The sequence below is a fragment of the Kitasatospora sp. MAP5-34 genome, assembly GCF_029894335.1.
Taxonomy (GTDB): Bacteria; Actinomycetota; Actinomycetes; order Streptomycetales; family Streptomycetaceae; genus Kitasatospora.
Map to the genome: position 1 here is coordinate 182814 of NZ_JARXZC010000006.1, position 13686 is coordinate 196499.

General features: G+C 72.0%; 9 protein-coding genes and 2 tRNA genes. 8 read left to right on the forward strand and 3 right to left on the reverse strand.

The window, feature by feature from the left end; all coding sequences use genetic code 11:
• Positions 1-376: 376 nt before the first annotated feature.
• The 4 genes from P3T29_RS08945 to P3T29_RS08960 all read left to right on the forward strand — a co-directional run bounded on the left by P3T29_RS08945 (position 377) and on the right by P3T29_RS08960 (position 8211).
• The gene (locus P3T29_RS08945) at positions 377-3460 is read left to right on the forward strand and encodes an efflux RND transporter permease subunit (protein ID WP_280715756.1); all 3084 of its coding nucleotides are present in this window, start codon (positions 377-379) and stop codon (positions 3458-3460) included.
• 41 nt (positions 3461-3501) lie between these two features.
• On the forward strand, positions 3502-3966 hold the full coding sequence (locus P3T29_RS08950) for a hypothetical protein (protein WP_280715757.1): 465 nt from the start codon (positions 3502-3504) through the stop codon (positions 3964-3966).
• Between the two features lie 2 nt (positions 3967-3968).
• Complete coding sequence (locus tag P3T29_RS08955; RefSeq protein ID WP_280715758.1) at positions 3969-7136, forward strand: efflux RND transporter permease subunit; 3168 nt, start codon at positions 3969-3971, stop codon at positions 7134-7136.
• A gap of 79 nt (positions 7137-7215) precedes the next feature.
• On the forward strand, positions 7216-8211 hold the full coding sequence (locus tag P3T29_RS08960) for a L,D-transpeptidase family protein (RefSeq protein WP_280715759.1): 996 nt from the start codon (positions 7216-7218) through the stop codon (positions 8209-8211).
• Positions 8212-8247: 36 nt separating this feature from the next.
• Here P3T29_RS08960 and P3T29_RS08965 read toward each other — a convergent pair whose 3' ends face one another.
• The 3 genes from P3T29_RS08965 to P3T29_RS08975 all read right to left on the reverse strand — a co-directional run bounded on the left by P3T29_RS08965 (position 8248) and on the right by P3T29_RS08975 (position 9815).
• Positions 8248-9633, reverse strand: coding sequence for an SDR family NAD(P)-dependent oxidoreductase (locus tag P3T29_RS08965; protein ID WP_280715760.1), 1386 nt, complete (start codon positions 9631-9633; stop codon positions 8248-8250).
• 27 nt (positions 9634-9660) lie between these two features.
• A tRNA-Val gene (locus tag P3T29_RS08970) sits at positions 9661-9733 on the reverse strand.
• An 8-nt stretch (positions 9734-9741) separates the two neighbouring features.
• Positions 9742-9815, reverse strand: a tRNA-Ala gene (locus P3T29_RS08975).
• Between the two features lie 69 nt (positions 9816-9884).
• On the opposite strand from P3T29_RS08975, the gene P3T29_RS08980 reads away from it, so the two are divergent.
• From P3T29_RS08980 to P3T29_RS08995, 4 genes are all read left to right on the forward strand, one after another.
• Positions 9885-11216, forward strand: coding sequence for an SUKH-4 family immunity protein (locus tag P3T29_RS08980; protein ID WP_280715761.1), 1332 nt, complete (start codon positions 9885-9887; stop codon positions 11214-11216).
• A 95-nt stretch (positions 11217-11311) separates the two neighbouring features.
• Complete coding sequence (locus tag P3T29_RS08985; protein WP_280715762.1) at positions 11312-11572, forward strand: LapA family protein; 261 nt, start codon at positions 11312-11314, stop codon at positions 11570-11572.
• On the forward strand, positions 11569-12876 hold the full coding sequence (locus tag P3T29_RS08990; RefSeq protein WP_280715763.1) for a chloride channel protein: 1308 nt from the start codon (positions 11569-11571) through the stop codon (positions 12874-12876). The genes P3T29_RS08985 and P3T29_RS08990 overlap by 4 nt, the downstream gene beginning before the upstream one ends.
• A gap of 148 nt (positions 12877-13024) precedes the next feature.
• Positions 13025-13672: a GAP family protein gene (locus tag P3T29_RS08995; protein WP_280715764.1), complete on the forward strand. Its 648-nt coding sequence runs from the start codon at positions 13025-13027 to the stop codon at positions 13670-13672.
• The last annotated feature ends 14 nt before the right edge of the window (positions 13673-13686 follow it).

Below are 13686 nucleotides of genomic sequence, written 5' to 3' on the forward strand. Positions count from 1 at the left end.
GCGAGCCGCCGCAGCCGTACTGGTGTACTGGGCGGCCCCGGGGGTGCTCCGGCCGGACGATGCCACCTGATTCCGAAGATCTCCGCCCCCGCCCTCGAACCGGTGTGACCACCATTCAGCTTAGCCGTCGCAGTGGGCGCAGACCATGAAATCAGCTCACTGATGCCCAGTCAGTAACCGTTGTGGCAAAGGAAGATCGAGTGGTTGCCGGCTCGCGGAGAGGTCGGGCGACGCGCAGGCCGCGATTCGTACACAGGCGAACAAAACTACCTTGGGTGCACTATTGGCCACGTTGAGTCCCCAGGGAATGCGTCGCTGCGCGCCCGAGCAGCAGGCGAGGTAGGTGTCGACCGTGCGGTGGATCGTTGTATCGAGCATGCGTCTGGCGGCCGCGATGGCGGCGGCCGCCCTGGTCGTCCTGTTCCTGGGCACCGCCGTGCTGCGCCACGCGCCCGTCGACACGCTCCCGGAGTTCCTGCCGCCGCACGTCCAGGTCCAGACCGAGGCGCTCGGGCTGTCCGCCAACGAGGTCGAGCAGCTGATCACGGTGCCGCTGGAGGACGAGTTCAACGGCCTGGCCTTCCTCGACCACCTCCGCTCGCAGTCGCGGCCGGGCCTGTCCGCCATCGACCTCACCTTCAAACCGGGCACCGACATCTACCAGGCCCGCCAGCTGGTGACCGAGCGGGTGGCGCAGGGGCCCGCCGTCGTCGCGGTGGGCACGCCGCCGGTGATGATCCAGCCGCTGTCGGCCCAGAGCCGGGCCATGATGGTCGGCCTGTCGTCCAAGTCCGTGTCGATGATCGACCTGTCCACCCTGGCCCGCTGGCGGATCAGGCCACGGCTGCTGGCCGTGCCGGGCGTCGCCAACGTCACCATCTGGGGCCAGCGGGACCAGCAGCTGCAGGTGCTGGTCGACCCCGCGCGGATGCACCAGCAGGGGGTGACCCTGACCCAGGTGATCAACACCACCGGCGACGCCATGTGGACCTCCCCGCTCTCGTTCGTGGAGGCCTCGTCCCCGGGCGCCGACGGATTCATCGACACCCCGAACCAGCGGCTCTCCGTCCAGCACATCCAACCGATCGGCACCCCCAAGGACCTCGCCTCCGTCCCGCTGGAGGAGACCGCCGACAAGAAGGTGCTGCTCGGGGACGTGGCGACGGTGGTGGTGGACCACCCGCCGCTGCGCGGTGACGCCGTCCTGCCGGGCGGGCCCGGCTTCCTGCTGGTGGTCGAGAAGTTCCCCGGCGCGGACACACTCGCGGTGGCGAAGGGCGTGGAGGCCGCGATGGCCGATCTCAGGCCCGGCCTGTCCGGGGTCGCGGTCGACACCAGCGTCTTCCGGCCGGCCACCTTCATCGAGACCGCGCTGCGCCATGTCGGCTGGGCCGCGCTGGCCGGACTCCTGCTCCTGGTGGGGTGGCTGGGCGTCTGCTGGCGGTCCTGGCGGGTCGCCCTGATCGCACTGGTGGGCGTCGCGCTCCCGCTGGTCGCCGCCGCCGACGTGCTCTATCTGAGCGGCGCCACCTTCACCACGATGACGCTGGCCGGCCTGGTGGTCGCCCTGGGCGTGGTCGTCGACGACACGGTACGGACGGTCGCCGCCATCCGGCACCGCCTCGCGGAGCCGGACGAGCCCGGCGCCGTCCGGTCCAGGTCGGCGCTGATCGCGGAGGCCGTGCCGGCGGTACGCCGTCCGCTCGGCTTCGCGTTGGTCGTCATCGTACTGGCCGTCGTGCCGCTGCTGCTGCTCGGTGGCCTGGCCGGCGCCCTGACCAGGCCGATGGTGACGGCGTATCTGCTCGCCGTGCTGGCCGCGACCCTGGTCGCGATGACCGTCACCCCGGCCCTGGCCTACCTGCTGCTGCGGACCGCGCCGCCCCGGCGCGAAGTTCCCCGCCCGGTCCGCCGGGCCGAGCGGCTGCTCGGCCGGGCGCAGCTGCGCTTCGTGCGCGGGCGGGGCTGGGTGTTCGGCTCGGTCGCGTTGCTGGCCGTCTGCGGCCTGGCGGTCCTGCCGCAGTTGGGCACCGGGGCGCTGATCCCGCAGACGCAGGACCGCAACCTGCTGGTCCGCTGGCAGGCCGCACCCGGCACCTCACTGCCCGCCATGGAACAGGCCACCTCGGCCGCCGCCGACACGCTGCGCGCCGTCCCCGGCGTCACGGGCGTCGCCAGCGACCTGGGCCAGGCGCTGATGGGCGATCAGATGGTCGATGTGGACTCGTCCCAGACCTGGATCACCCTCGCGCCGAACGCGGACTACGGCGCGACGCGGGCGGCCGTCCAGCAGCGGCTGGACGCGGCGCCGGGGCTGCGCCACACCCTGCTCACCTACCCGCAGGCCGCCCTCGACGCGGGGCGTACCCGGACCGGGCCGGCCCTCTCGGTCCGGCTCTACGGCACCGACCAGCAGGTGCTGGCCACCCAGGCCGAGCGGATCCGGCAGTCCCTGGCGGCGCTGCCCGGGGTCGCCGGCGCGCAGGTGCAGCTGCCCACCATGGTGCCGTCCATCAAGATCGAGACGAACATCGACGCGGCTGCCGCCCACGGGCTCAAGCCCGGCGACATCAGGCGGGCCACTGCCGTACTGCTCGCCGGGATCCCGGTCGGCAGCTACTACCAGCAGCAGCAGATCTTCGACGTGTCGGTCTGGAGCGTCCCGGCGAACCGGCAGAACCTCTCCGACATCCAGAACCTCCTGCTGGACGCGCCGAACGGCCAGCAGGTCGCACTCAAGGACGTCGCCACGGTGTCCGTCCAGCCGACCGCCACCCAGGTCGACCACGACCAGGTCTCCCGCTACCTGGACATCACCGCCGCCGTCCAGGGCACCGACCTGGGCCCGGTAGTGGACCGGGCCCGGACGGGGGTCCAGGCGCTCGGCCTGCCGCTCGGCTACCACGCCGAGGTCTCCAGCGACCTCGCTGGGCGGCAGAGCGACGACCTGCGCACGCTGCTGTACGTGCTCGCCTCGGCCGCCGGGATCCTCCTGCTGCTGCAGGCCGCACTGGGCGGCTGGGGCCGGGCGGCCCTGCTCTTCCTCACGCTGCCGCTGTCGGCGGCGGGCGGTGCGCTCACGGCACTGGCGGCCGGCCGGTTCATGACGGCGGGTGCGCTGATCGGCTTCGTCGCCGTCCTCGGCCTCGCGGTGCGCGGCGGCATCCTGCACCTGCGGAACATCCGGCGCCTGGAACAGCTGCACCCCGAGAGCCCGCGCCTGGACCTCGTCCTGCGGGCCACCAAGGAGGTCGCCGTCCCGGCCCTGGTGACGGCGGTGGGCCTGGCGTTGGCCGTCCTGCCGTTCGTGGTGCGCGGTGACATCGCGGGGATGGAGGTCGTGCGGCCACTGGCCCTGGTCGTCCTCGGCGGCCTGCTGACCTCGCTGCTGGTGACCTGGTTCGTACTGCCGGGCCTGTACCTGCGGCTGATCCCACGTCCGGCGGCCGGTGCGGCGTGACGGTGCGGAGCAGTGACGGTGCGGAGCGAGGAGCGGATCCGATGAGGCGTCACCACCGCCGGGCGGTCCGGGTGCTGCTCGCCGCCGCCGTGTGCGCCGGCGCGCCGGGCCTGGCCGGGTGCTCGCACGGCCCGGCCACCCCCGCCGTCGCCCACCCGGCCGGCCTGCGCGCCATCCCGGGTAGCGCGCTGCACCAGGTGATCCTGACCGAGGAGTCGGCCCGGCAGCTGGGCGTGCTGACCCAGCCGGTCCGTCCGGCGCCCGGCGCCGACGGCGCCTCGGGCCTTACGGTCATCGCCACCACCGCCCTGGTCTACGACCCGCAGGGCGCGTCCTGGACGTACCTCACCCCGGCGCCGCTCACCTTCGTCCGCAGCCCGGTCACCGTCGACCACGTCAGCGGGGACGACACGGTCCTGCGCGCGGGCCCGCCGGCCGGGACGCCCGTGGTGACCGTAGGGGTACCGGAACTGCTCGGCACCGAGTACGGCGTCGGAGAGGAGTGACCGTGGCAGGCAGCACGACGGAGGCACCCGGTACGAGGAGGGCGAGCAGGACGGCGATGCGCGCCATCGTCTCGTGGAGCCTGAACTTCAGGCTGCTGGTGGTCGCCGCCGCCGTCGCGATGATGGTGGTCGGCATCACGACCATCCGGGACACCCCGGTGGACGTGTTCCCCGAGTTCGCCCCGCCACAGGTGCAGATCCAGACCGAGAGCCTGGGCCTGTCCACCTCGGACGTCGAGTCGCTGGTCACCGTACCGCTCGAACTGGCCATGAACGGCATGCCGGGCCTGGAGCACCTGCGGTCGACGTCGGTGCCGCAGCTCTCCTCGATCGTCATGATCTTCAAGCCCGGCGCCAACCTGCTGCACGCCCGCCAACTCGTCCAGGAGCGCCTGGCCACCGTCCGCCCGACGCTGCCCAAGTGGGCCAGCCCGCCCGTCATGCTCCCGCCGGTGTCGGCCACCGCCCGGGTGCTGCAGATCGGGATGACCTCGGACCAGCACTCCGTCATGGAGCTCTCCAGACTCGCCTACTGGAACGTCAAGGCCCGGCTGCTGCGGGTGGACGGCGTGGCGGACGTGTCGATCTGGAACGAGCGGCAGCCGACCCTCCAGGTGCAGGTCGACCCGGCCAAGCTGGCGGCCCAGCACAGCACGCTGGACGCGGTGGAGCGCACCACCGCCGACGCGCTGGACTCGGGGGCGCTCCAGTTCTCCACCGGCTCGGTGGTCGGCGCGGGCGGCACGCTGGACGCGGGCGGACAGCGGCTGCAGATCGAACACTCGCTCTCCATCCAGAGCCCGGAGGCGCTCGCCAAGGTGCCGCTGGAGGACCAGGCCGCCAACGGGGTGTCGGTGCCGCTGGGTTCGGTCGGCTCGGTGGTGCGGGACTACCAGCCGATCATCGGCGACGCCGTCATCAACGGCCGTCCCGGGCTGCTGCTCGTCGTCGAGAAACTGCCCTGGGGCAACACGCTCAAGGTGACCAGCGGAGTGGAGGACGCCCTCAAGGCGCTCCAACCAGGGCTGCCCGGAGTGCAGTTCGACGCGACGATCTTCCGCCCGGCGACCTTCATCGAGGACTCGATCCACAGTCTGCGGACCTCGCTGCTGCTGGGCTTCCTGCTGGTGGTCGTCATCCTGGTGCTGTTCCTCTTCGAGTGGCGGGTCGCCCTGATCAGCCTGGTGACCATCCCGCTGTCGCTGACCGCCGCGCTGCTGGTGCTGCGGGCGATCGGCGCGACCGTCAACACCATGGTGCTCGCCGGGCTGATCATCGCACTCGGCGCGGTGGTGGACGACGCGATCATCGACGTGGAGAACATCCTCCGGCGGCTGCGCGAAGCCCGCCGGGAGGGCAGCCGGGTCTCCACCGCGAAGATCATCCTGGAAGCCTCGCTGGAGGTCCGCAGCCCGATCGTGTACGCGACGCTGATCATCGTCGCGGCCGCCGTCCCGGTGTTCCTGCTGCACGGCCTGACCGCCGCGTTCTTCCGCCCGCTCGCGCTCGCCTACACCCTGGCCATCGTGGCGTCGATGCTGGTCGCCCTGACCGTCACCCCCGCGCTGACGCTGCTCTTCCTGCGGCGCGCGCCGCTCAGGCGCGGCCAGTCCCCGCTGGTCCGCCGTCTCCAGCGGTGGTACACCGCCCTGCTGTCCCGGATCGTCGCCCGCCCGCGCGCGGCCTACGCCGCGTTCGGCGTGGTGATCCTGCTGGGCGCCCTGGTGGTGCCGCAGCTCGGCCAGTCCCTCTTCCCGACCTTCAAACAGCGTGACCTGCTGATCCACTGGGACGCCATCCCCGGCACCTCCGACGCCGAAATGCAGCGCACCACAACCCAGTTGAGCAAGCAGCTGCTCGCCATCCCCGGCGTTCGGACCTTCGGCGCGCACATCGGCCGGGCTCGGCAGGGTGAGGAGGTGGTCGGCATCAACGCCGCCGAGGTCTGGATCAGCACCTCCCCGTCGGTGGACTACGCCAAGACAGTCAACGCCGTCCGCAACGTCGTGAACAGCTACCCCGGCCTCTACCGGGACGTCGAGACCTACCTCAACGAACGCATCGAGGAGGTGCTCACCGGATCGAAGGAGGCGGTCGTCGTCCGGGTCTACGGCCAGGACCTGAACGAGATGCGCAACACCGCGAACGCGGTACTCGGCAAGGTCTCCGAGGTGTCCGGAGTGGTCGACCAGCACGTCGACCTGTCCGTCGACACCCCGCAGATCCAGGTCGAGGTCGACCTCGCCAAGGCCGCGCAGTACGGGCTCAAGCCCGGCGACGTCCGGCGGCAGACGGCCGCCATGGTGGCCGGCCAGGAGATGGGCAACGTCTTCCAGGACAACCAGGTCTACGGCGTCTTCGTCTGGAGCACCCCCGCCACCCGGTCCAGCACCACCGCGATCAGCGATCTCACCCTCAACACCGCCTCCGGCTCGACCGTACGCCTCGGCGACCTGGCCACCGTCAGCCTGCGCTCCGACCCCTACCTGGTGACGCGTGACCAGAACTCCCGCTACCTTGACGTCGGCGCGAACGTCCAGGGCCGGGACCTGTCGGCCGTCGTCCAGGACATCCGGAGCAAGCTGAAGGGCCTCCCGATCCCGCAGGGCTCGCACTACACGCTGCTCGGGGAGTACCAGGAACGGCAGGCCGCCCAGAGCAGCCTGTTCACCACCGCGATCATCGCCGCCGCCGCGATCCTGCTGCTGCTCCAACTGGCCTTCCGGTCCTGGAGGTTGGCCGCCTTCGTCTTCCTGACCCTCCCGATGGCCCTGGTCGGCGGCGTGATCGCGATCTGGATCGGCGGCGGGGTCATCACCATCGGCGCCCTGGTCGGCTTCTTCACCGTCTTCGGCATCGCCGCCCGCAACGGCATCCTGCTGATCAACCACTGCCAGCACCTCGAGCGGCACGAGGGCGAGACCTTCGGGCCGGCCCTGGCGGTCCGGGGTGCCCGCGAGCGGCTCTCGCCGATCCTGATGACCTCGCTCGCCACCGGACTGGCCCTGGTGCCGCTGGTGGTCCTCGGCTCCCGCCCGGGTCACGAGATCGAGTACCCGCTCGCCGTCGTCATCATCGGCGGTCTGGTGACCTCGACGCTGCTCACCCTCTTCGTGGTGCCCTCGCTCTACCTCCGCTTCGGTCACCCGGGTGGCCGCCGAGCGTCGTGAATATCGTAAATGTCGTGGATATCGTGAATGTCGTGAGTTCCGGCCGGTGCCCGGTGGTCCGGGCCCTTTGGAGGATCTGATGCCCCATCACGCTGATGAGCCCGAGCCGGGCCGACCGGCCGCGATGCCGACTGTGGTGCCGACCGCGAGACCGACCGTGCTGGCGGCCCGGGCCGGTGCGACGGCCGTCTCCGGCCGCCGGGCGGACCCGCGTCGCGCACCACGTACGGGTGCGACGGGCAGGGCCAAGGCCGGGGCCGGGGCCACGGCGGCGCTCGTGGTGGTGGCCACGGCCTGGTTCACCTTCGGGACCGGCGTGCCCCGGACGCCGGACGCCCCGGTCGGCGCGCTCCTGCACAGCAGGCACGGCGACCTGCCGCAGCCGGTCGCCACGCCGTCGGCCCCCGTACAGCTGTCCACTGCGGAGGCCGGTGCGGCCGGTGCCGCCGCCGACTCGGCGCGTTCGGAGCGTTCCGAACGGCCGGCGGATCTGCTGCCGGGCCTCGGCCAGGCCCTCGGATCGAGAATCCCTGCGGACAGCAACCAGGTCGTGCTGGTCTCCGGGCAGGGGAGGAACTCCTCCGACAGCACCCTGACGGTCTGGAGCCGCGACAGCACGGGCCGTTGGGAGAGCCTGGCGCGCTGGCCGGCCCACAACGGCTTTCACGGCTGGACCTCCCACCACACCCAGGGCGACCTGCGCAGCCCGATCGGGCTCTACACGCTGGGCGACGCGGGCGGGCGGCTGCCCGACCCGGGGAGCCGGCTGGCCTACCACCAGGACGACAGCTTCGAGGCGGACGGTACGGGCTTCGCCGGTGAGCAGCTCGAGGGATCCTTCGACTACGTGATCGCCATCGACTACAACCGGGTGACCGGGACCTCCCCGCTCGACGCCCGGAGACCGCGCGGCAGCCGCCGGGGCGGCGGGATCTGGCTGCACGTCGACCACGGCGGGCCGACCCACGGCTGTGTCACCGTCAGCCAGGACCACATGATCGAACTCCTGCGCATCCTGGACCCGGCGGCCCACCCGGTCATCGTGATGGCGGACGCCGCCGCCCTGGCGGCCTGAGCGCAGGACCGGCTGTCACCACCCCGGTGAAGTCGCTCACCACGCCGCTTCCTGGTAGTCCTTCAGGAACACCCCGGCCACCGGATCGCCCGCCTCGCCGCGCACGATGGGGTCGTAGACGCGCGCGGCGCCGTCGACGATGTCCAGCGGGGTGCGGAAGCCGTGGGCGGCGATCCGGGCCTTCTTCGGGGCCGGGTTCTCGTCGGTGATCCAGCCGGTGTCGACGGCGCACATGTGCACGCCCTGCTCGGCGAGTTCGGCCGCGCTGGTGCGGGTGAGCATGTTGAGCGCCGCCTTGGCCATGTTGGTGTGGGGGTGCCCGGCGGTCTTGTTCCGCACGGTGAACCGCCCCTCGACGGCCGTGACGTTGACGATGTAGCGGTTGGGCTGCGCGGAGGCGAGCAGCAGCGGCAGCAGCCGGTCGCAGAGCAGGGCGGGGGCGAGGGCGTTGACCAGCTGGGTCTCCAGCACCTCGGACGGATCGAGCGTGCCGAGCCGGGCGGACCAGGAGTTGGCGGCGGCGGTGTCCGGCAGCAGCCCGGCCTCGTCGGCCTCCGCCATCCCCTCCACCGCCAGAACCTCGCCCGCCGGCATGGCGGGCGCCAGCTCGGCGGCCGGCCAGGCGGCCGTCAGCGTGGGCATCGGCCGGAAGCCGGGCGCGCGGGTGACCTCGACGCCGGGCGGCAGCGCGCCCTGCTCGCCGCCGGCCAGCAGGGCGTACGCCTCGGGCGGGCGGCGCAGGGTCTGGGCGGCGTTGTTCACCAGGATGTCGAGCGGTCGCCCGTCGGCCCGCAGCCGCTCGCAGAGGCCGAGTACCTGGCGAGGGTCGCGCAGGTCGATGCCGACCACGGTGAGCCGGTGCAGCCAGTCGGAGCTGGTCGGGACGGCCTGGAAGCGGCGGACGGTGTCGTGCGGGAAACGGCTGGTGACGATCAGTTCGACGCCGTCCCTGAGCATCATCAGGGCCAGCTGGAAGCCGATCTTGACCCGGCCGCCGGTGAGCAGCGCCCGGCGTCCGCGCAGGTCGGTGGAGAGCGCGCGCCGGGCGGTGTTGTCGGCCGCGCAGGACGGACAGAGCAGGTGGTAGAAGCCGTCCGCCTGCCGGTATGTCGACTTGCAGACATAGCACCGGCGCGGCCGGCGGTACTCGCCGACCGGCTCCGGAGCCGACGGCAGCGCCAACGGAGCGTCCTCACGGCGGGCCGGATCCCCGGTGGCGGTCGCGGCCACCAGCGCGGCGTCCACCCCGGCGGCCTCCGCGCGCCGGGTCTGCCGACGCCGATGCCGGCCGTCCCGTACGAAGGCCTCGGCGACCCGCTCGGCCCGCAGCCGCACCGGATGGTTGACCGGCAGCGCACCCAGTCGGCCGACGGTACGGGAGTAGGCGGCGAGCTCCTCGGCCGTCACCTCGGCGTTCTGCACCGCCGTTCCCCCTGTCGTGCGTGTGGGTGGTCCCGGCCGGATTCGAACCGGCGTCCTCCGCCATGTCGTAGCGGTGCGCCTGCCCCTGCGCTACGGGACCACCAGAGCTGCCCGGGGCCGGATTCGAACCGGCGTGGTCCGCCATGCAGTGGCGGCGCGTCTGCCTCTGCGCTACGCCGGGCAGCACCGGGAATGCTAGCGGGCCGCCCCTGCCCCGGGAACAGCGGGTGCCGCCCGGGTGACCGGGTCGAATGAGGGCGGACCTGGTGGCCGAGCTGTCGGTCGGCTGCTGGATGATCGGTGATCAGATCCGGGGGGCACACCGCGTGGAGGTAGAGATGCAGCTGAAGGTCGACATCGACCGTGAACGGATCGCTGACTGGTTCGGCCCGGACGGTACTCACCGCCTGCCCGAGCAGGCCCTGCCGGCGGTCCTCGCCCACGAACCGACCAGACGCCTCCTCACGGTGATCGGCCTGCCCTCGGCAGGCGGCGCCCTGCTCCGCTTCGACTCCGATCCCGACACCCTGCTCAGCCCGCTGGCCACTCGGCTGGCCGGCCCGTCCATCGGGGCGGACCACCTGCTGGTTCTCGGTGAGGCGGGGTATCGCGACTGGCTCGTCCTGGACGGGGTGACCGGCCAGGTCGCGCTCGCCACGGCGACGGCGACAGCCGCTGCCACCGAGCCTGCCGAGCCCGCCAGGGTCCTGCTCGACGTCATCGCGAGCGATCTGTCGGTCGTCCTCCTCTTCCTGCACGAGCTGGAGGCGCTGCGCACCGGCGCCGCCGATCCGACGGCCCACGACGGCCGCCGGGGGCCGGCCGTGGTCGCGGAAGTGACCGCCGCCCTCGCGCAGCGGATGCGCGCCGTCGACCCGGCGGTGTTCGAACCCAGCGGTCTCGCGCCGCACTGGAGTACCGCACTGCTGGTGTACGGGCTGCGCTGGGTGGCACACCCCGGCGCCGGGGCCGCCGGGCAGGACGAGCGGCCGCTCGCCTACGAGATCACACCGGAGCTGGTGGCCGACCTCGGTGAGGTCGTCCCGCTCCACCCGGACGACCTGCCGGAGTGCCTCCGCCACGAGCCGACCCGCCGACTGCTCACCACCGTCGGCCTACCGGCGAGCGACTACCTGAGAGACGACGAGGAGCGCCCGTTCACCACCCTGCGGGAGTGCTGCCCGTGGTACGCCGAGGACGAGGAGAACACCCGCGCCCACCAGCTCGACTACGTCTGCCTGGGTGACACGGTGTACGACTGCCAGGTGGTGGTCGACGGCACGACCGGCCGGGTCGAGATCACCGAAGGCGACGGCGAAGAAGGCTGGCCGGCCGCCCATCTGCACAGCGACCTGTCGGCCTTCTACGTCACCATCTGGGTGGTGACCCGGCTGAGCGACGAGGCCGCCCGGTGGACGCGCGGGCGGGAACCGGCCGACTGGAAGGTCTTCACCCCGGACCGCCTGCTCGCCGAAGCCGGTCTGAACCTCCTGATCGAGCTCGACCCCTCGGCCTTCGAGCACAAGGCGAGCTTCTGGAACGCCCGCGCCGACGACGGCCACATGGGCGGCCTGCTCGGCTGACCTGCGGAGCGTGGGTCCTGCACACCTCTCCGTCCCAGGTGTTCAGCCCGTCGCGCGACGATGCGGCCTGAGCTGCGGACGCCGATACTGGGTGCATGGCGCAGCAGACATCTCCGCCGCATCGCCCGCCGGGCATCACCGTCAAGGGCCGGGACGTGCGGTTCCGCACGATCGGGATCGCCGTCCTGCTGGTGCTCGCCGTCTGGTTCATCGCGGCCAACACCGGATCGGTCTCCGTCGAACTGTGGGTCAGCTCGGTCACGCTGCCGTTGTGGGCGGTCCTGAGCGTGACGTTGCTGGTCGGCCTGGTCATCGGGCTCTTCGTCGCCCGCCGCCGCACGAATGCCAAGCAGTGACACCGGACCCGCTCACGCTGGTTCGCAGCCGCAGCTATCTGCGGCTGCTGTGCTTGGCGGCGGTCCTCGGGGTACCGGTCTCCGCCGTCGCGTACGGCTTCCTCGCCCTTGTCAGCGAGCTCCAGTCGTGGACCTACAAGGACCTGCCCGAAGGACTGGGCTTCCATGGCACACCAGCTTGGTGGCCGTTGCCGCTGCTAGGCGTGGCGGGCCTGCTGGTCGGTGTGACCATTCGCCACCTGCCCGGTACCGGCGGGCACAAGCCGGCCGAAGGCCTGTCCACCACAGGCGCGCCACCGGCGGCCGAGCTACCCGGCATCGTGGTCGCGGCCGTGGCCTCCCTCGGCCTGGGCGCGGTGCTGGGGCCCGAGGGGCCGCTCATCGCGCTGGGCGGCGGCCTGGCGGTCGGGGCCACCCGGCTGGCCAAACGGGACCTCCCGCCGCAGGCCGTCGCGGTGGTCGGTGCGGCGGGCAGCTTCGCCGCCGTCAGCGCACTGCTCGGGTCGCCGCTGCTCGGGGCGTTCCTCCTGATGGAGGCGGCGGGACTCGGCGGGCCGATGCTCGGGGTCGTGCTGCTGCCGGGCCTGCTCGCGGCCGGCATCGGCTCGCTCATCTTCGTCGGCCTGGGCGACTGGACCGGGCTGGGCTCCTTCTCGCTGGCCCTGCAGAACGTTCCGCACGCCGCCGAGCCCGATCTCGCCGAGTTCGGCTGGGCGGTTGTCATCGGGCTCGCGGCGGCGCTCGTCGCCACGGGGATCCGCCGGCTCGCCCTCCTGCTGCAGCCCCGGGTCGAGCGGCGGCGAGTGGCGGCCACCGTGCTGATGGGCCTGGTCGTCGCGGGGCTGGCGATCGCCTTCGCCGAAGGCACCGGGAAGGCTGCGTCCGAGGTCCTGTATTCGGGGCAGAGCGCCATGGACCCGCTCCTCACCGGCCGGGCCGGCTACTCGGTGGGGGCGTTGGTGCTGCTGGTCGCGTGCAAGGGGCTGGCGTACGGCGCCTCGCTGAGCGCCTTCAGAGGCGGCCCGGTCTTCCCGTCGATGTTCATCGGTGCGGCAGGTGGGATCGCGCTCTCCCACCTGCCCGGGCTGTCGCTGACGGCAGGCTTCGCGATGGGCATCGGAGCGATGTGTGTGGCGATGCTCAGGCTTCCGATGACGGCGGTGCTGCTGGCCACCCTGCTGCTGGGAACCGAGGGACTGACCGTGATGCCCCTGGTGATCGTCGCTGTCGTGGTCTCCTACGTCGTGGCGCTCAGGTTCACTCCGACCGCGACCGCGACTCCGACCGCGCAGCCGGCCGACTGAACAGCGCGGTCCCGGTGGGCCGGTACGGTCCCGAGCACCTCCGGGTGCGCTCGGGCCGTCCCGGAAGCATCCTGACGGTACGGGGCTCGCCCGGGGTCACATGCCCTGCGGGGCAGATCCCGTCCCCTGGGCGAGGAGAGGTTCGACGATGCTGCTGGATCTCTTCGTCATCGGTATCGCGATCGGTGTCGGCCCGCTCCACAACACCGCGTTCATCCTGATCCTCACCGCGCATCGGGGCGTGCGGAAGGGGCTGGCCTTCGTGCTGGCCTGGCTGGCCTGCCTGGTCCTGGTCATCGCGGCCGTCCTCCTGGGCACCGGTGGTACGCCCCCGAGGCCGGCAACCGCGCCTTCGACCGCAGCCGAGGCCGTCAAACTGGCCATCGGCCTCGGGTTCATCGGCTTCGGTGAGTACAGACGACGCAGGGCGGCCGGCCGGCCGCACAAGCCCGCCACCCTGCCGGCGCGGCTCCACGACATCTCCACCTGGGCGGCAGCCGGTTTCGGGGTGCTGCTGCAGCCTTGGGGGCTGGTGGCCGCAGGCGCCGCGACGGTGGTGCACCTCAAGCTCTCCAGCGTCGCGTCCTACCTGGCCCTGATGGCCTTCTGCCTGATGGCCACGGCGAGCATTGTCGTGATGGAGCTGTACACCGCCTTCGCTCCACAGACCGCAGGGCGACGACTCGACTCGCTACGCGTCTGGTTGGACGACCACACCGATCAGACAGTGGTGGCGATCTCGCTGCTGGCCGGTCTGTGGCTGGTGAGCAGGAGCATCTACCAACTCGTCAGCTGAACGTCCGCCACCTG